The sequence below is a fragment of the Phytohabitans rumicis genome, assembly GCF_011764445.1.
Classification (GTDB): Bacteria; Actinomycetota; Actinomycetes; order Mycobacteriales; family Micromonosporaceae; genus Phytohabitans; species Phytohabitans rumicis.
The window spans coordinates 8,247,146-8,263,453 of record NZ_BLPG01000001.1 but is presented as its reverse complement, the minus strand read 5'-3'; the positions used below and the strand labels follow the sequence as shown (position 1 = coordinate 8,263,453).

At 72.3% G+C, this 16,308-nt stretch carries 14 protein-coding genes; 6 read left to right on the top strand and 8 right to left on the bottom strand.

Annotation, left to right across the window (positions count from 1 at the left end; all coding sequences use genetic code 11):
• Window positions 1-29: 29 nt before the first annotated feature.
• The gene (locus tag Prum_RS37395; protein WP_173081338.1) at window positions 30-1,100 is read right to left on the bottom strand and encodes an ATP-dependent DNA ligase; all 1,071 of its coding nucleotides are present in this window, start codon (window positions 1,098-1,100) and stop codon (window positions 30-32) included.
• A 33-nt stretch (window positions 1,101-1,133) separates the two neighbouring features.
• On the opposite strand from Prum_RS37395, the gene Prum_RS37390 reads away from it, so the two are divergent.
• A complete protein-coding gene (locus tag Prum_RS37390; protein WP_173081336.1) occupies window positions 1,134-1,775 on the top strand; it encodes a potassium channel family protein in 642 nt (213 codons plus the stop codon).
• Between the two features lie 162 nt (window positions 1,776-1,937).
• Here the strand turns inward: Prum_RS37390 and Prum_RS37385 are convergent, their stop codons facing one another.
• Window positions 1,938-3,089, bottom strand: a complete 1,152-nt coding sequence (locus Prum_RS37385) for a hypothetical protein (protein ID WP_173081334.1) — start codon at window positions 3,087-3,089, stop codon at window positions 1,938-1,940.
• Between the two features lie 78 nt (window positions 3,090-3,167).
• On the opposite strand from Prum_RS37385, the gene Prum_RS37380 reads away from it, so the two are divergent.
• The gene (locus tag Prum_RS37380; RefSeq protein WP_173081332.1) at window positions 3,168-3,980 is read left to right on the top strand and encodes an SAM-dependent methyltransferase; all 813 of its coding nucleotides are present in this window, start codon (window positions 3,168-3,170) and stop codon (window positions 3,978-3,980) included.
• Window positions 3,981-4,040: 60 nt separating this feature from the next.
• Here the strand turns inward: Prum_RS37380 and Prum_RS37375 are convergent, their stop codons facing one another.
• Entirely contained in the window at window positions 4,041-5,963 is a 1,923-nt protein-coding gene (locus tag Prum_RS37375) for a PQQ-dependent sugar dehydrogenase (protein WP_173081330.1), read from the bottom strand.
• A 162-nt stretch (window positions 5,964-6,125) separates the two neighbouring features.
• A complete protein-coding gene (locus tag Prum_RS37370) occupies window positions 6,126-7,040 on the bottom strand; it encodes a sugar phosphate isomerase/epimerase family protein (RefSeq protein ID WP_246278350.1) in 915 nt (304 codons plus the stop codon).
• 368 nt (window positions 7,041-7,408) lie between these two features.
• On the opposite strand from Prum_RS37370, the gene Prum_RS50095 reads away from it, so the two are divergent.
• Window positions 7,409-9,358 (top strand): sensor histidine kinase, encoded by a 1,950-nt coding sequence (locus Prum_RS50095; protein ID WP_218577552.1) that lies wholly within the window; start codon window positions 7,409-7,411, stop codon window positions 9,356-9,358.
• Between the two features lie 7 nt (window positions 9,359-9,365).
• Here Prum_RS50095 and Prum_RS37360 read toward each other — a convergent pair whose 3' ends face one another.
• The 4 genes from Prum_RS37360 to Prum_RS37345 are packed head-to-tail and all read right to left on the bottom strand — an operon-like array spanning window position 9,366 to window position 12,836.
• A complete protein-coding gene (locus tag Prum_RS37360) occupies window positions 9,366-10,556 on the bottom strand; it encodes an ABC transporter permease (protein ID WP_173084597.1) in 1,191 nt (396 codons plus the stop codon).
• A gap of 5 nt (window positions 10,557-10,561) precedes the next feature.
• A complete protein-coding gene (locus Prum_RS37355) occupies window positions 10,562-11,227 on the bottom strand; it encodes an ABC transporter ATP-binding protein (RefSeq protein WP_173081326.1) in 666 nt (221 codons plus the stop codon).
• Window positions 11,224-12,297 (bottom strand): efflux RND transporter periplasmic adaptor subunit, encoded by a 1,074-nt coding sequence (locus tag Prum_RS37350; RefSeq protein ID WP_173081324.1) that lies wholly within the window; start codon window positions 12,295-12,297, stop codon window positions 11,224-11,226. The genes Prum_RS37355 and Prum_RS37350 overlap by 4 nt, the downstream gene beginning before the upstream one ends.
• Complete coding sequence (locus tag Prum_RS37345; RefSeq protein ID WP_173081316.1) at window positions 12,294-12,836, bottom strand: hypothetical protein; 543 nt, start codon at window positions 12,834-12,836, stop codon at window positions 12,294-12,296. The genes Prum_RS37350 and Prum_RS37345 overlap by 4 nt, the downstream gene beginning before the upstream one ends.
• A gap of 121 nt (window positions 12,837-12,957) precedes the next feature.
• On the opposite strand from Prum_RS37345, the gene Prum_RS37340 reads away from it, so the two are divergent.
• From Prum_RS37340 to Prum_RS37330, 3 genes are read left to right on the top strand one after another with little or no spacing between them, the layout of a single operon-like run.
• A complete protein-coding gene (locus Prum_RS37340; protein WP_173081314.1) occupies window positions 12,958-13,614 on the top strand; it encodes a response regulator transcription factor in 657 nt (218 codons plus the stop codon).
• Window positions 13,611-14,753, top strand: a complete 1,143-nt coding sequence (locus tag Prum_RS37335; protein ID WP_173081312.1) for a sensor histidine kinase — start codon at window positions 13,611-13,613, stop codon at window positions 14,751-14,753. The genes Prum_RS37340 and Prum_RS37335 overlap by 4 nt, the downstream gene beginning before the upstream one ends.
• Before the next feature lie 9 nt (window positions 14,754-14,762).
• Window positions 14,763-16,124, top strand: a complete 1,362-nt coding sequence (locus Prum_RS37330) for a glutamate ABC transporter substrate-binding protein (protein ID WP_173081310.1) — start codon at window positions 14,763-14,765, stop codon at window positions 16,122-16,124.
• Window positions 16,125-16,308: the final 184 nt, after the last annotated feature.

Here is a 16,308-nt window from a genome sequence, read left to right as displayed (position 1 = left end):
GTTTCCTGACCCCCCACCGCGAGACGTCTCTAGCGGGCCCCCAGCACGTCGGCGAGGTCGAAGTTGACTGGCTCCTCGAGCTGCTCGTAGGTGCACGACTTCGGCTCGCGGTCGGGGCGCCAGCGGACGAACTGGGCGGTGTGGCGGAACCGGATGCCCTCCATGTGGTCGTACCGGACCTCCACCACCCGCTCGGGGCGCAGCGGCGTGAACGACAGGTCCTTGCCTGCGGCCCAGCGGCTGCCCTCGGCGTTGCGCGGGGTGCGGGTGCCCTCTTCCTGCTTGGCCCACGCCCACGGGTGGTCGTCGAACGTGGTCACCAGCGGCTGCATCTCCTCGAAGAGCTCGGCGCGCCGGGCCAGCGGGAACGCCCCGATCACGCCGACGCTGGCCAGCTCGCCCGCGGTGTTGTAGAGGCCGAGCAGGAGCGACCCGATCCGGTCCGGGCCGCTCTTGTGCACCCGGTATCCGGCGACCACGCAGTCGGCGGTGCGCTCGTGCTTGACCTTGAACATGACCCTTTTGTCCGGTTCGTACGCACCGTCGAGCGGCTTGGCGACCACGCCGTCCAGCCCGGCGCCCTCGAACTGGTGGAACCAACGCTGGGCGATCTCCCGGTCGATGGTCGCGGGTGTCACGTGTACGGGCGCGGAGGCGCCGGCGAGGGCCTCCTCCAGCGCGGCCCGGCGCTCGGCGAACGGCCGGCCGGTCCAGTCGACGTCGCCGAGCGCGAGCAGGTCGAACGCGACAAACCGGGCGGGCGTCTGCTCGGACAGCATCTTCACCCGGCTCGCCGCGGGGTGGATCCGCTGCTGGAGCAGCTCGAAGTCGAGCCGGTCACCCGAGGGCGCGATCAAGATGATCTCGCCGTCCACGACACACCGGGGCGGCAGGTTGGCCAGGGCCGCCTCGACGACCTCCGGGAAGTACCGGGTCATCGGCTTTTCGTTGCGGCTGCCGATCTCCACCTCGCCGCCGTCACGGAAGATGATCGACCGGAAGCCGTCCCACTTCGGCTCGAAGCTCATCGCTCCGGCCGGCAGGTCCTTGACCGACTTGGCCAGCATCGGTTGGACCGGCGGCATGATCGGAAGCTCCATGAACCCCATTCTGCTGGACGTACCCTGACTTGGGTGGAAGAGGTCCGGACGCCGCGTTTTGGGGCCATGCTGGTGGCGATCGTCGTCCTATATGTCTTGATCATCGCGGCCGGCGAGCGCAGCGTGGTGGGTCCGGTCCGCGCGCTGCTCCTCGGCGGCTTGCTGGTGGCGGCGACCGGACTCGCCGGCCCCCGGCACCGCTGGGTGCGGGCCTCGATCGCCGGCGCGGTCGCCGCCTTCGCGGTCAGCGTGGTCGCCATCCTGCTGGGCAACGAGCGGGTGAGCATCGCGCTGACCAACGCGGCGCTGACCGCGCTGGTGGCCGCGACGATCGCGGCGATCCTCCAGGCGCTCTGGCAGCGCCGGCGGGTCGACGTGTACACCGTGAACGGTGCGCTCGCGACGTACCTGCTGCTGGCGCTGCTCTACTCCAGCCTGCACCAGTTCCTGGCCGCCACGCTGGGCAACCCGTATCTGGACGGGGTGACCGACCCGGCCGACGCCTCCGCGTTCCTCTACTTCAGCGTCATCACCCTGACGACGACCGGGTTCGGCGACATCGTGCCGGTCTCCGGGGTGGCCCGCGCGGTCGTGGTCACCGAGGCCGTCGTCGGACAGCTCTATCTGGTGTCGGTGGTCGCGGCCGTCGTCGGCCGCTGGGCCCCCAAGCGTTAGGGCGTGTCTGATGGATCTCTGTGGGGCTGCGGCGGGCCCAGACGACGACCAGCGGCACCGGTCGAAAGGCCGCATACAACACCGGTATGCGACCTTCCGCCCGGCACCACCGGACGCCGCCTGGACCTCGCCTCGCACCCACAAGATCCATCAGACACGCCCCTAGTACGCGGACGCGCGCACCGCGAAGACCGAACGGCTGCCTGCGTACTCAGTCAGCGACCACAGCTGGTCCTTGTCCCGCCAGTACGACACGTCCTCCGGCCCGATCGGCAGGTTGTCGGTGTGCATGACCACGGACCCGCCGGGCGTGAACGTGGCCAGGTCGCCCTTGTTGGCGTCACCATCGCTTGTGGACAGATAGTACGTGCCGTTGATGGCGGTGGCGCCCTGCATGCTGGTGACCGACACGTCGTACGCCTGGGTGGCGTGCGCGTAGCCGTCGGTGGACTCGGTCAGCATCCGGGTCGTGTAGTCGATGGGGAATCGCACCAGCCGGGTACCGGTGCCGGGGTAGGCGTACTCGCCGACGATGACGCTGTCCGGCGTGCTGGTGCGGTCGAGCGAGGCGAACGAGAACGTGAGGTTGGCGTACCCGCCGGCGGTGGAGCGGGCGTACGTGAAGACCTGCGGCAGCACGTACTTGTAGCCGTACGCCTGGTAGGTGCCGTCCGACTGCCAGCCGATGAGCGCATCGTTCGTGGTGCCGGCCTGCCAGATGTGCCGCATGTCGAAGACCCGGAACCCGAGGCTGGTGGACGCGACGTACAGGTAGTGGCCGTACCAGAACATGCCGCCGGCGTGGACGTTGACGGCCCGGAACGAGGCCCGCCCGTCGGTGCGGGTGTACGGCTCGACCAGCAGCACGTGCCGGTACGTGGGCGCGGACGGCGTGGAGTAGTCCACAAAGGAGACCCGCACGCCGCGGTCGACCCCGTCGGTGCCGTCGTCGTACCAGCTCACCAGGATCGCGGTGGCACCCTCGTACGTGCCGGCGTCGTACGCGTCCGCGGTCGTCGTGATGCCCTGCGGGATCCAGTACGTCACGCCGTTGTCGCCGCTGTTCCAGCAGAACGAGGCGAGCCGGTTGGACGCGCCGGGCGAGCACGAGGTGGCGACGCGGTTGCCGTCGGCCACGACGCCCGGCACGCTCACGTTCGGCAGCGCGGCGTCCAGGTCGTCGATCAGTCCTGAGTAGGCGGTGGCTTGCAGGCGGAAGTTGGCGGCGGTCAGGGCGGTGGCCGCGACGGCCGGCGATGGCACCAGCAGGACGGCGAGGAGTAGGCCGAGGACCAGGGCGGCACGACGCAGCATTGAGGACCTCCAGGTAGAAGGTTTCCTTCATTGATGCTCCGGTATATGACGCCAATTTTCAAGGGTTAGACTGCCGCGATGAGTTACGGTCCCAAGGAGTTCGACGTCGACATCCCCAGCGCCGCCCGGGCGTACGACTACTTTCTGGGCGGGGCGCACAACTTCGCGGTCGACCGGGCGTTCGCCGACCAGGTGCTGACCATCGCACCCTCGGTGCCGCAGGTGACCCGCCTCAACCGATCGTTCCTGCAACGGGCCGTGCGCTTCCAGCTCGACCAGGGCATCCGCCAGTTCCTCGACCTCGGCTCGGGCATCCCCACCGTGGGCAACGTGCACGAGATCGCCCAGCAGCGGGTGCCGGACGCGCGAGTGGTCTATGTGGACTACGAGCCGGTCGCGTACAAGTACGCCAAGACCCTGCTGGAGGGCAATCCACACGCGACGATCATCCAGGCGGACGTGCGCGACGTGGCGGCCGTGCTGGAGCACCCGGAGACCCGCGCGCTGCTCGACTTCAGCCAGCCGATCGGGCTGCTGATCGTGGGGCTGCTGCTCTTCATCGGCCCGCAGGACCGGCCCGAGGAGCTGGTCGCCGCGTACCGGAGCCAGCTCGCACCGGGCAGCTACCTGACCATCTCGCACATCGCCGACGAGCACGCCGACCCCGAGCTGCGCGCCCAGGTCGCCCGCCTGGTCGCCGCGTACGCCCAGGCCAACGAGCACGTCTACGTCCGTACCCGGGACGAGATCGGCGCCTGGTTCCAGGGCCTGGAGCTGGTCGAGCCGGGCGTGGCGTTCCTGCCGGACTGGCGGCCGGACTCGGCGGACGAGGCGGGCGACGTCGCGCGCCCATTGGGCTACGGCGCCGTCGCCCGCGTCCCCGTCCCGTGATCAAGGCGTCCTTCAAGTTGTCCCAACGACTTGAAGGACGCCTTGATCACTCCAAAGAAGCTAGGGGGTTGGGTCCAGGATCACCTGGGCGGTGCCGGTCTGCGGCGGGGTGCCGTTGTCCGTGTACGAGGCGACGAACACGGCGAAGAGGTTCTCCGCTCCCCCGTGGTCGTCGATGGTCGTGTCGATGGTGCCGGTGCACCCGGTCGCGGTGGAGATCGGGTGCCCGTGCTGGTCATGGCCCAGGATGAAGGTCACGGTGACGTTCGCGCAGTCGGTCGGGGTGTCGTCGAGGACGCTGACCTCGTACTCGATCTGCTGGCCGAACTGGAACGGCTGGGTGGCCACCGGCTTGACCAGCGTGACGACCGGGGCCCGCGGGCCGACCATGAACGGCAGCTCGGCCGAGGCCGACCGTCCGGTGCTGTCGGTGACCTTCAGCGTCGGCCGGTACTCGCCGTTCGCGGTGTAGGTGTACGTCGGGTTCGGCGCGGTGGAGTCGACGGTGCCGTTCGCGTCGAAGTCCCAGGCGTACCTCAGCGCGTCCCCGTCGGCGTCGACGGTGCCCGCGCTGGAGAACGTGACCGTCAGCGGGGCGAGGCCGGCCAGCGGGTTGGCGCTGATCTTCGGCTCCGGGGTGCGGTTGCCCCGGACGAAGTCGATCCGGGCCAGCTGCGCGTCCGGGTTCTCGGAGAAGAACCCGTCGCCGTACTCCAGGACGTAGAGCGCGCCGTCCGGGCCGAACTCCAGGTCCATCGGGTTGTCGAACACGACCGACGGCAGCACCGGCCGGATGTCCCGTACCTGGCCGTGCCGGTCGAGCCGGAACTCCTTGACGTAGTCGCGGGTCCACTCGTAGAAGAGCGGGGCGCCGTCGTAATAGGCCGGCCACTTGATCCGGGACCGGCTGCGCGCGTCGTAGTCGTACGCCGGCCCGCCCATCGGGCCGATGCCGCCGACGCCGAGCTGCGGGAACTGCGCCGACGCCCCATAGGAGTACGCCACGTCCGCCTGCGCCACCGGCGGTAGCGCGCGCAGGCCGGTGTTGCGCGGCGAGTCGTTCACCGGGCGCCGGCAGTCGAACGGTGCCCCGGACTGCCCGGTGGCGAAGTCGTAGTCGACGTACGGCTTGTCGGGCGCCGCGCAGTACGGCCAGCCGTAGTTCGCCGGCCGGTCGACGAGCAGCCAGCGGCCCTGCCCCGCCGGGCCGCGGGCCGGATCGGCCTGGCCCGCGTCGGGTGAGTAGTCGCCGAGGTACACGTCGCCGCTGGCCCGGTCCACCGCGAAGCGGAACGGGTTGCGCAGGCCCATCGCGTAGACCTCCGGTCGGGTCTTGGGCGTACCCGGCTTGAAGAGGTTGCCCGCCGGGATGGTGTAGCCGCCGCCCGGCTTGACCCGGATGCGCAGCAGCTTGCCCCGCAGGTCGTTGGTGTTGGCCGAGGTGCGCTGCGCGTCGAACGCGGGGTGCCGGGTCGCGCGCTCGTCGAGCGGCGCGTAGCCGCCCGAGGAGAACGGGTTCGAGTCGTCCCCTGTGGACAGATAGAGGTTGCCCTTGCCGTCGAAGTCGACCTGGCCGCCGACGTGGCAGCAGATGCCCCGGTCCACGGGTACGTCGATGATGCGCTGCTCGGTGCCCAGCCGCAGCGTGTTGCCGTCGAGCTTGAACCGGGACAGCCGCAGTACGCCCCGGTACGGCGCCCAGTCGGCCGCCGTTCCGTCGGTGGGCGCGTCGCCCTCGTTCACGTCCGGCGTGGCCGGGTCGTCGGTCGGCGTGTTGAGCGGCGGCGAGTAGTACAGGTAGACCCACTTGTTCCGGGCGAAGTCCGGGTCGATCGCGATGCCCTGCAGGCCCTCCTCGTCGTGCTGGTACACCGGGACGTCGGCGGCGAGCACGTTCAGGCCGGTGCGCGGGTCGTGGATGCGGACCTCGCCGGTGCGCGCGGTGTGCAGGACCCGGTTGTCCGGCAGGATGGCGAGGCTCATCGGCTCGCCCGGGAAGTCGTTCAGGGTGACCTTCTGGAAGCTGCTGTCCGGCGGCGGCGTGGTGGCGCCCGTGGCGCCGCCGGCCGTGGCGGGGTCGCGGTCAGGGCGCCGGCGACCAGCGCCAGCGCGACCGGGATGGCTAGTCTTCTCATGCCCGCGCCCTTAGTACCGGACGGCCGCGAGGTAGTCGAAGGCGACCTTGGCGGTCTTCAGCGCGTCGGCCGGTGTACGGGGTGCCGTGCCGGCGTCGTCGCGCTCCACGATGAACTCGGCCAGGCCCGCCTCCTTCTCGTGCGCGAAGATCCGCGGGAAGTCGATGAGGCCCTGCCCGGCGTCCTCGAAGCTGCCGTTCGCGTTGAGGTCCTTGACGTGGAACTGCCGGACCCGGCCCTTGTTGGCCTTGATGATGTCGACCGGGTCGTGCGCGCCGCGGGTGGCCCAGAAGAGGTCCACCTCCAGGTGCACGAGGTCCGGGTCGGTCTCCTCGACCAGGACGTCGAAGCCGGTGCGCGAGCCGCCGTCCAGCCGGAAGAACTCGAAGTGGTGGTTGTGGTACCCGAACTGGAGGCCGGACTTCTTCGCCAGCGCCCCGGCGCGGTTGAGGTCGCGGGCGAACGCCCGGTAGGTGGCCGAGGAGCGGACCGGCTGCCCGTTGGAGAAGTCGAGCCCGAAGAACGGGTGCACGATGTACCGGCTGCCGAGCGTGCGGGCGTCGGCGAGCGTGGCCTGCCACGCGGCCGCGTCGAACGGCTGCGGGATGCCGAAGTGCCCGGAGGTGGCGCGCAGGCCGGCCTTGTCGAGCGCGGCCCGGAACTGCGTGGCGGTGCGCCCGACGAATCCCGCGGCCTCGACCTTCCGGTACCCGATCTGGCGCAGCGCCGCGAGCGTGCCGTCGAGGTCGATCGCGAGCTGGTCCCGCAGGGTGTAGAGCTGGACGCTGATCCGGTCGTTCGAGATGCGACGGGAGCCGCCGCCGTGCCCCGATCCGCCGGCCTGGGCGGGGGTCGCGAGCAGGCCGGCCGCGCCGACGGCAGCGGCGCCGACGGTGGCGGCGCGCAGCACGCCGCGGCGGCTCACAGATGGGTGCGATGAAGCGGAGTGGGTGAAGCACATGGTGGGGACGCCTCCTCGGTCGGGCGTACGGGCGAGCGCCCGGTCACGGTGACCAGGCGTTTCGCCGGCTGGTGCCAACGGCCGACGGGGAGAGAGCGCCGCGTCCGCAGGCCCACCCGCGCCGGATCCGGGTGCGCGAGGCCCTTGCCATCGGGCCTCGGATGCCGGTGCGGGAGTAACTTCGGTTGCGAAGCTCTGAACTTTAGGTCAATCAGAGGAAAGATTGGCCGGTGCGGACGTTACTCTGTCCCGGGCCTGATGAAAAGTACTTAGGCCGCGTCTGAGTATTTGGGCACTGTCGCCGGAGCGCCGGATCGAAGAAGATCTCCGGCATGCGTTTACCCACCGCCGTCGCGGGTCTGTCCGGCTGCGCCCTCCTCGCCGTGGCCGCCTCGCCGGGCTACCAGATGTACACCCCGTTCCTGGGGCCGACACTGGCCAGCAACGGGGACCCCGGCTGGTGGAAGCCGCTGCTCGTGTCGACGGTGGCCGCCCTGGCCGGGCTGTGCCTGCTGCGCTTCTGGCCGTACCTGCTGCTCGCCGCCGGGCTGCTGAGCCTGCCCCGGCTGGCCGCCGAGCTGTCCTCCTGGCCCGGCGGCGTGTCGGTCAGCTACCTGCAGCGCGCCGCCGTACCGCTGGCGCTGATCGGTGTGCTGGCCGCCGCCCAGTCACTGGTACGCGGCGGTGACGTCGGGTGGGGCGCGGCCGTCGGGGGTACCGCCGCCGGCGCGCAGCTCTTCGGCGCGTTCCAGGTCGGCGCCGTGTGGCTGACCATGCCACCCGGGCTGAAGGCGTCCCACGCGGTGCTGACCGTGGTGGGCCTGGCCGGCGCGATCCCGGCCCTTGTCGCGTACCGCGATGGGGATCCGGACGCGGGGCTGAGCGGTTGGGGCTGGCAGCGGTCCCGGTACGTGCTGGCCGGCGGGCTCGCGGCCGGCGTCGGCGTGTTCGCGTGGCTGCTCACCTCGGGGCGTACCGAACGGATCCTGGACCTCATGCCGGGCAGCCTCTACCGGCACCCGCGCGCCCTGCTGGCCGCCATCGGCCTGGCCATCCTGGTGGCCGCCGTCATCCTCGCGGCCGCCGCCGGCGCCTGGTCGCTGGCCGGCGGGCTCACCGCCGCCGTCGCCCAGGTCGCCCTCGTCGCGCCGCTGCTCCTCGCCGCGTTCGCGCTGGCCATGGCGCACCCGACGCGGTGGTTCGCGGCGCTGGCGGGCGTGGCCCTGGGCGCGGTCGCCGCGGCCCTGCGCTGGCGGATACCGATCGCCGCGGCGCTCGCCGTGCTGGCCGCGGCGGTGTGCTTCATCCTCTACGCCGGCACGTCCGGCGATCCGGAGAAGCTGGTCACCCGCCGCACGGAACTGGTCGGCGCGCTCCTGCTCATCCTGATCGCCGCGACCGCGACCGCGCTCATCGGCGCCGTCACGCCGGTGCTGGCCAAGCGCGGCGCCGCACCGGCCGTGCTCGGCTTCGTCGTCGCCGCGATGACGCTCGGCGGCCAGCAGCTCCTGCAGGTCACCTACCTGGACGCCGCCGGCGGGTACGCGTCGGACGTCCTCGAACCGGTGCGCCACATCACCTCGTCCGCGACCCTGATGCTGGTCGCCGCGGCCGGCCTCGGCGGGCTCGCCCTGGCCGAGCTTTTCGCGGCCCGCCGGGCCGAGCGCCGGATGACCGAACTGGTACGCCGGGAGGCGGCCGAGGCCGAGCGGAACAGGCTCGCCCGGCCGATCCACGACGGCGTGCTGCAGGTGCTCGCGCTCATGCAGCGGCACGGTCCCGAACTGGGCGAGCGCGGCACCGAGCTGGCCGAGCTCGCGGGCGACCAGGAGGCGGCGCTGCGCACGTTGATCAGCAGCGAGGCGGCACCGGGCGGCGGCCGGGACCGCGCGGACCTGCGCACGGCACTGGCCGACCTGGCCTCGCCCACCGTCCACTTCGCCGTCCCCGCCAACGCCGTCGACCTGCCGGCGCACGCCGCCCAGGAGGTCCGCGCGGCGGTCGCGGCCGCGCTGGACAACGTGGCCCGGCACGCCGGGCCGACGGCGCAGGCGTGGGTGCTCGTCGAGGACGAGCCGGACGGGGTACGCGTGACCGTGCGCGACGACGGGCTCGGCATCCCGGAGGGGCGGTTGGCGGAGGCCGCCGAGGCCGGCCGGCTGGGCGTGGCCCAGTCGATGCGCGGCCGGATCGCCGACCTCGGCGGCGCCACCACGGTCACGAGCCGGCCCGGCGAGGGCACCGAAGTGGAGTTCTGGCTCCCCCGCCGGCCCGGTTCGTGACGGCTTTCTACGGCGTCGCCAGCGCCTCCGTGGGGGCCAGCCGCGCGGCCCGGATCGCCGGGTACAGCCCGGCGAGCGCGCCGATGAACAGCGTGGCGCCGACCCCGCCTGCCATCGCCCACGGCGGCACCACGGTCGGCCAGTCCTGCGTGGTGGCGTACGCGGTGGTGACCGCGATGCCCAGTGCCACCCCGCCGGCCCCGCCGAGCGCCGACAGCAGCAGCGACTCGGCCAGGAACTGCACCCGGATCTGGCCCCGGGTCGCCCCCAGCGAGCGGCGCAGCCCGATCTCGGCCCGCCGTTCGAGCACCGAGATCACCATCGTGTTCGCCACGCCGACGCCGCCCACCAGCAGGGCCACCGCGCCCAAACCGAGCAGCAGGCCGGTGAACGCCCGGTCGGCGGCCTGCTTCGCGGCGAGCGCGTCGGACGGCCGGGACACCTTGACCTCGCTGGGCGCCTCCGGGTTCGCGGTGGCCGCCAGCACCTCGCGTACGGCCTCGACGGCCGGCTCGTTGGCGCGCGTGTAGACGGTCGTCGGGTGCCCGTCGAAGTCCAGATAGGACTCCGCTGCCGGCCAGCCCAGCAGCGCGGCCGTGTCCAGCTCCGGCGCCAGCGCCACCGGGGCGAGCACGCCCAGCACCGTGAACCACTTCCCGCCGACGTACACCTGGACGTCCTCGCCCGCGGCGCCGACGCCCAACCGGGCCGCGGCCGTGCTGCCGAGCACGACGGCCGGGTACTTCGCCGTCGCCGCGTTGAACCACGTGCCGTTGGCGACCGTGGCGCCCACTGTGGACAGCAGGTCGAGGCGGGCGGCCACGCACAGCAGGCCGTTCGTCTCGATCTCCGGGATCCGGTCCGAGCGGTACACCTTCGCGTCCGGCACCCGGCCGGTCGCGGACACCGCCGTCACCGGGCCGATCCGCCCGATCATCTCGATCGACTCGGTGGGCAAGGTGGCCGGCTCGCCGAACAGGTCGTTGCCCGGCCCGGCGGTGAGCAGGTTGGTGCCCAGCTGCTCCAGCGTCCGCGCCAGGTCCGCACGGCTGGACGTGGACACCCCGACCACCGCGATCATCGCGGCGATGCCGATCGCGATGCCCAGCGCCGAAAGGACCGCGCGCAACGGGCGGGTGCGCAGGCCGGCGCCGCCCACCCGGACCACGTCCGCGAACGCCAACCGTGCCGGCTTCATCTCACTCACGACTCCACCTGCCCGTCACGCATGCCCACCTGGCGCGGCAGGCTCGCCGCGATCTCCCGGTCATGGGTGATCACGACGACCGTGGTGCCGGCGGCGTTGAGCTCACGCAGCAGGCCCATCACCGCCGCCCCGGAGGCGGAGTCGAGGTTGCCGGTGGGCTCGTCGGCCAGCAGCAGCGCCGGCTCCCCCACGACCGCCCGAGCGATCGCGACCCGCTGCCGCTCCCCGCCGGACATCTCATGTGGACGGTGCTCCAGCCGGTGCGCCAGGCCCACCCGCTCCAGCGCGGCGGCCGCCCGCCGCCGCCGTTCCCGCCGGGGCACGCCGGTGTAGAGCAGGCCGTCGGCGACGTTGTCCACGGCGGGAACCCCCGCGCCGAGGTGGAACTGCTGGAACACGAACCCGATCCGGGACGCCCGCAGCGCGGACAGCTGCCGGTCGGTCAGCCGGGCCACGTCGTACCCGTCGACGCGTACCGTCCCGGACGACGGCCGGTCCAGCGTGCCGATCAGGTGCAGCATCGTGGACTTCCCGGACCCGGACGGGCCGACGATCGCCACGAGCTCGCCGCGGCCGACCGCCAGGCAGACACCGCGCACGGCCGCGACCCCGCCCGGGTACGTCTTCGTCACGTCGTCGAGCTCCAAGACGTGGGCGGTCATGAGGCGGTGCCCACGGTCATGCCCTCGGCCAGGCCCTCGCCGCGCACCTCCACCCGGCCGCCCGAGAACATGCCCACCTCGACCGGCACGATGCGGGTGCCCGTGCCCTCGACCACCTGGACGCCGTACCCGCCCTCGGCCAGCGCGAGCAGGGCCGACACCGGCACGCTGAGCACTCCCTCGCGCTTCTCGGCGGTGAACGTGACGTCCACTGTGGCCCGGTCGAGCGTGCCGAGGCTCTTCTGGTCGGTCAGCGCGACGGTGACCTCCAGCTTGGTCTCCGGCTCGTCGTTGCCCGCGCCACCCGACCCGAGGTCGATGATGGTGTCCACATCGGACACCTTGCCCGGCACCGTCTTGCCGTCCGGCAGCTCCACCGACACCGCGCTGCCCTTGGCCGCGAGGCGTTGCTGGTCGATGTCCAGCTCGACGGTGACCACCCGGGTGGTGCCGGTCAGCGCGAGCACCTGCTGGCCGGGGCCCGCGCCGGCGCCGACCTGCGCTTGGACGTCGTACACCCGCACGGTCCCTGGCGCGTACACGATCCGGCCGGGCTCCACCACGCCGGTCTCCGGCAGGCCTAGATCCTCCTGCCACTCCTCGACCGCCGCGGCGGTCGAGTCGGTGTACTCGTCGTCCACGGTGAACCCGTCGTACCCGAGGGCGGACAGGTTCTGCTCGAACTGCTTGACGTCCGTGCCCTCGACGCCCGGCGCCAGGTTGCGGTACATGGGCAGGGTGCCGCGCATCAGCAGGACCGGCTTGTCGTCCACCGTGTACAGCTTCTGGCCCGGCCGTACGGTGGCACCCTCCTCGGGCAGCCAGGTCACCGTGCCGCCGAGCCGGCCGGTCACCGCCGTCTCGGTGCCGTAGCCGAGGGTGCCGTCCACGGTATCGGCATCCACCAATGTGGACTTCTGCACCGTGGAGGTGGCGGGTGGCAGCGCGCTGCTCCCCGCCGTACCCGCGTCGCCGCCGCCGAATCCGGTGGCCGCCGCCGCGCCGCCGACCGCGACCACCGCGACGCCGGCCGCCAGCGCCACCGGGGCCCGCCGCCGTCGCCGGCTCATCCGCCACTCCCGGGCCGGCGCGGGCGCAGCTGCTCGCACTTCTTCTGGGCCGCGGCGAACTCCGCCGAGTTCGGGTCGAGGCCGCTGTCCGGCCCGGCCCGCAGCATGATGCCGCCGGTCTCCGGGTCGGGGTCGGGGAACGCCGGCACGCCGTTGTCGCGCATGCACTTGGAGTACTGGCGGGCCTTTTCGATGTCCTCGGGGCTCATCCGGGTCTGCTCGCCGCCGTTGGGCAGATACTGGCGGCACTTCTGCATCGCGGCGTCCGCCTTCGCCGGGTCGCCGCCGCGGATCCGGATCTGGGTGCCGCCGCCGGGCTCCGGGTCCTCCATCTCGATGCCCTCGCCCCGCATGCACTCCACGAACTTCAGGTTCTGCTCGTCCGCGTTCCCGGCCGCGGCGCTGGCGCTGGCGCTCGGGCCGCCGCTGGCACCGCCGGCGGTGGCGATGCCGTCGCCGCCGTCCTCGCCCCCGCAGGCCGCGGGTCCCAGGGCGAGCGCCAGCGCGGCGATCGTCCAAGCAATGCGTCGTCTCAACACGTCGTTTCTCCTCCACAACCGATGTCGGTGTCGGGAGGCAGTACACGCGGCGGGGCGTTACCGGGCGGTTTCCGCCGGCCTTAACGCGGAGAGAACATCACGGTGGGTAATTATTGATCTCATGCGCGTACTGGTGGTGGAGGACGAGCGGCTGCTCGCCGACGTGATCGCGCGGTGGCTGCGGGGCGAGGCCCACGCCGTGGACATCGTGTACGACGGCGACGCCGCGCTGGAACGGCTGGCCGTGAACGACTACGACGTGGTCGTGCTCGACCGGGACCTGCCCATCGTGCACGGCGACGACGTGTGCCGGGCGGTGGTCGACTCCCGGGCGGACACCCGGGTGCTGATGCTGACCGCGGCCGCCGAGGTGGGCGACCGGGTCGCCGGCCTGTCCCTCGGCGCCGACGACTACCTGCCCAAGCCGTTCGCGTTTCCGGAACTGGCGGCCCGCGTGCTGGCGCTGGGCCGGCGCTCGCGCCCGGCGGCGCCGCCGGTGCTGACCCGGGCCGGTATCACGCTCGACCTGCCCCGCCGGGAGGTGTACCGGCACGGCCGGTACGTCCCGCTGTCCCGCAAGGAGTTCGCGATGCTGGCGGAGCTGATGCGTGCCGAGGGGGCGGTGGTGAGCGCCGAGCAGCTGCTGGAGAAGGTGTGGGACGAGCACGCCGACCCGTTCACCGCCGCGGTCCGGGTGACGATCCTCAAGCTGCGCCGCAAGCTCGGCGACCCCGCGGTTGTCGAAACGATCCCGGGTGAAGGATATCGGATCCAATGAGCCGTTTGACGCTACGCACCCGCCTCACCGTCCTGTACGGCGCGCTCCTGCTCGCCGCCGGCACCGTGCTGCTGGCTCTGACGTACGTCCTGGTCGGGCGGCGCAGCGGGGTGAAGATCCTGGCCACCAAGACCGGCCCGATCGACGGCACCGACCCGCTCGACGCGTACTACTCCGCCGCCGACCTGCCGGACAAGCTACGCGAGACCGCGCTGCACGACCTGCTCACCCAGGGCGGCATCGCACTCATCGTGGTCACCGCCGTCGGCGTCGCCTTCAGCTGGCTGCTCGCCGGGCGGGCGCTGCACCCGCTGCACCGCATCACCGACACCGCCCGGCGGATCGCCGCCGCGCCCGCCGCCGACCGCGGCCTGCACGAGCGGATCGCGCTCCCCGGCCCGCGCGACGAGGTCAAGGAGCTGGCCGACATGTTCGACGCGATGATCGAACGCCTCGACCGCTCCTTCGACGGCCAGCGGCGCTTCGTCGCGAACGCCTCGCACGAACTGCGCACCCCGCTGACCCTGGGCCGGGCGGTGCTCGAATACGCCGCCCACCGCACCGCCACCACGCCCGAGGTCCGGCAGCTCACCGACATGCTGCTGGACATCAACGCCCGGCACGAGCGGCTCATCAACGGGCTGCTCCTGCTGGCCCGCTCGGAAAACGAGCTGGTCGACCAGGCACCGGTCGACCTGGCCGACATCGTCGAGCACACGGTCTCCCAGGCCGAGCCGGACGGCATCACCGTCGGTGCCGAGACCGCGGAGGCGGTCACGCTCGGCGACGCGGTGCTGCTGGAACGGCTCGTGCAGAACCTGGTGGAGAACGGCATCCGGCACAACACCAAGCCCGACGGCTGGGTCCGGGTGGCCTGCCGCGCGCTGCCGAACGGCCTCGTCGAGCTCACCGTCACCAACACCGGCCCGGTCGTCCCCCGGTACGAGGTACCCGGCCTCTTCGAGCCCTTCCGCCGGTACGGCACCGAGCGGGTCAGCCACGACCGCGGCGCCGGCCTGGGCCTGTCCATCGTCCGCGCGGTCGCCCGGGCGCACGGCGGCGAGGTGACCGCCGAACCCCGGGACGGCGGCGGCCTGGCGGTGCGGGTCACCCTCCCCCGATTTGCGCCGTCGATCTAGCCTGGGGCGATGTTCCGAGTGCTGTGGGTCGCGGCCGTCGCGCTTCTCCTCGGCGCCTGCTCCCCCGGCCGCCCGGTGTCCCCTGTGGATTCCTCAGCACAGCCGCCGGTGCCGCTGGGCGTCCGCGACCCGGCGGTCGCGCCGAGCGCCGTGCCGCCCGAGCCGGCCTGCGATCCGCGGGCCAGCCTGCGCCCGGACGGCACCGATGGCTCCACTGTGGAGAAGATCCGGGCGCGCGGCCGGCTGATCGCCGGCGTCGACCAGAACAACTACCTGTTCGGCTTCCGCGACCCGTTCACCGGCAAGCTGGCCGGCTTCGACATCGACCTGGTACGCGAGATCGCCAAGGCCATCTTCGGCGACGCCGAGAAGGTGCAGTACCGGGTGGTCACCCAGGCGGAACGGCTCACCGCGGTCAACGGCCAGGTCGACCTGGTCGCCAACTCGATGACGATCACCTGCGCGCGCCGCGAGCTGGTCGAGTTCTCCACCAACTACCTGGACTCCGGCCAGCGCGTACTGGTGCCGGAAGGCTCCACCGTCAAGGGCATCGACGACCTGGGCGGCAAGCGCGTCTGCTCGGCCGCGAACACCACCTCGATCCAGGCCGTCATCGACGCGCCGTCGAAGCCGGTCGCCATCTCCGCCGTCGACTGGACCGACTGCCTGGTGCTGCTCCAGCAGGGCCAGGTGGACGCCATCTCCACCACCGACAACGTGCTCGCCGGCCTGGCCGCCCAGGACCCGACCACCAGGATCGTCGGGCCGCGCTTCACCGACGAGCCGCACGGGTTGGCGTTCTCCCGCACGGCGCCCGACTTCGTCCGCTTCGTCAACGGCGTCCTCGACGACCTGCGCGCCAACGGCACCTGGACCGCCCTGTACACCCGCTGGCTAGCCCCCACCCTAGGCCCCGCCCCTCCTCCCCTCCGTCCCGCTACCGCCCGTAACCCCACCACCACCCCACACAATCCTCACGCCCACCCTCCCGCCTCCCGCCTCCCGCCCCGCGCCTCCCGCCTCCGCCGCGCGCTTCGCGCCTCCCGCTGGCGTGCGTCGATCAAGGACTTCGCCGTCGATCAAGGGCGAATGGTCGTGCTTCGATCTCCAAACCACGGCCGTATGCCCTTGATCGACGCGGAAATCCTTGATCGACGCACGCCGCGAAGGCCCGCGCCGCGCGGGCCACGGCACGCGGGCCACGGCACGCGGGCCGCCGCCGCGCGGACCCACGCCAGTCGCCCACCGCGCGCCGGCCCTCGGCCCGCACGCCGCGTCGATCAAGGACCACGCCGCCGATCAAGGGCATACGGCCGTGCTTCGATCTCCAAACCACGACCATCCGCCCTTGATCGACGCGGAAATCCTTGATCGACGCACGCCGCAAGGGCCCGGGCCGCACGGGCCACGGCACGTGATCCACGCCGCGAGCCGCCGCCGCGCGGACCCGCGCCACTCGCCCACCGCGCCCCGCCCTCGGCCCGCACGCCGCGATCAAGGACTTCGCCGTCGATCAAGGGCATACGGCCGTGGTTTGGAGATCGAAGCACGACCG

What these genes read in the sequence shown, in the direction of transcription:
- Prum_RS37395 (WP_173081338.1), bottom strand. Translation starts at nt 1,100, where the DNA reads ATGGAGCTTCCGATCATGCCGCCGGTCCAACCGATGCTGGCCAAGTCG.
- Prum_RS37385 (WP_173081334.1), bottom strand. Translation starts at nt 3,089, where the DNA reads ATGCTGCGTCGTGCCGCCCTGGTCCTCGGCCTACTCCTCGCCGTCCTG.
- Prum_RS37380 (WP_173081332.1), top strand. Translation starts at nt 3,168, where the DNA reads ATGAGTTACGGTCCCAAGGAGTTCGACGTCGACATCCCCAGCGCCGCC.
- Prum_RS37375 (WP_173081330.1), bottom strand. Translation starts at nt 5,963, where the DNA reads ATGAGCCTCGCCATCCTGCCGGACAACCGGGTCCTGCACACCGCGCGC.
- Prum_RS50095 (WP_218577552.1), top strand. Translation starts at nt 7,409, where the DNA reads ATGCGTTTACCCACCGCCGTCGCGGGTCTGTCCGGCTGCGCCCTCCTC.
- Prum_RS37360 (WP_173084597.1), bottom strand. Translation starts at nt 10,556, where the DNA reads ATGAAGCCGGCACGGTTGGCGTTCGCGGACGTGGTCCGGGTGGGCGGC.
- Prum_RS37355 (WP_173081326.1), bottom strand. Translation starts at nt 11,227, where the DNA reads ATGACCGCCCACGTCTTGGAGCTCGACGACGTGACGAAGACGTACCCG.
- Prum_RS37350 (WP_173081324.1), bottom strand. Translation starts at nt 12,297, where the DNA reads ATGAGCCGGCGACGGCGGCGGGCCCCGGTGGCGCTGGCGGCCGGCGTC.
- Prum_RS37340 (WP_173081314.1), top strand. Translation starts at nt 12,958, where the DNA reads ATGCGCGTACTGGTGGTGGAGGACGAGCGGCTGCTCGCCGACGTGATC.
- Prum_RS37335 (WP_173081312.1), top strand. Translation starts at nt 13,611, where the DNA reads ATGAGCCGTTTGACGCTACGCACCCGCCTCACCGTCCTGTACGGCGCG.
- Prum_RS37330 (WP_173081310.1), top strand. Translation starts at nt 14,763, where the DNA reads ATGTTCCGAGTGCTGTGGGTCGCGGCCGTCGCGCTTCTCCTCGGCGCC.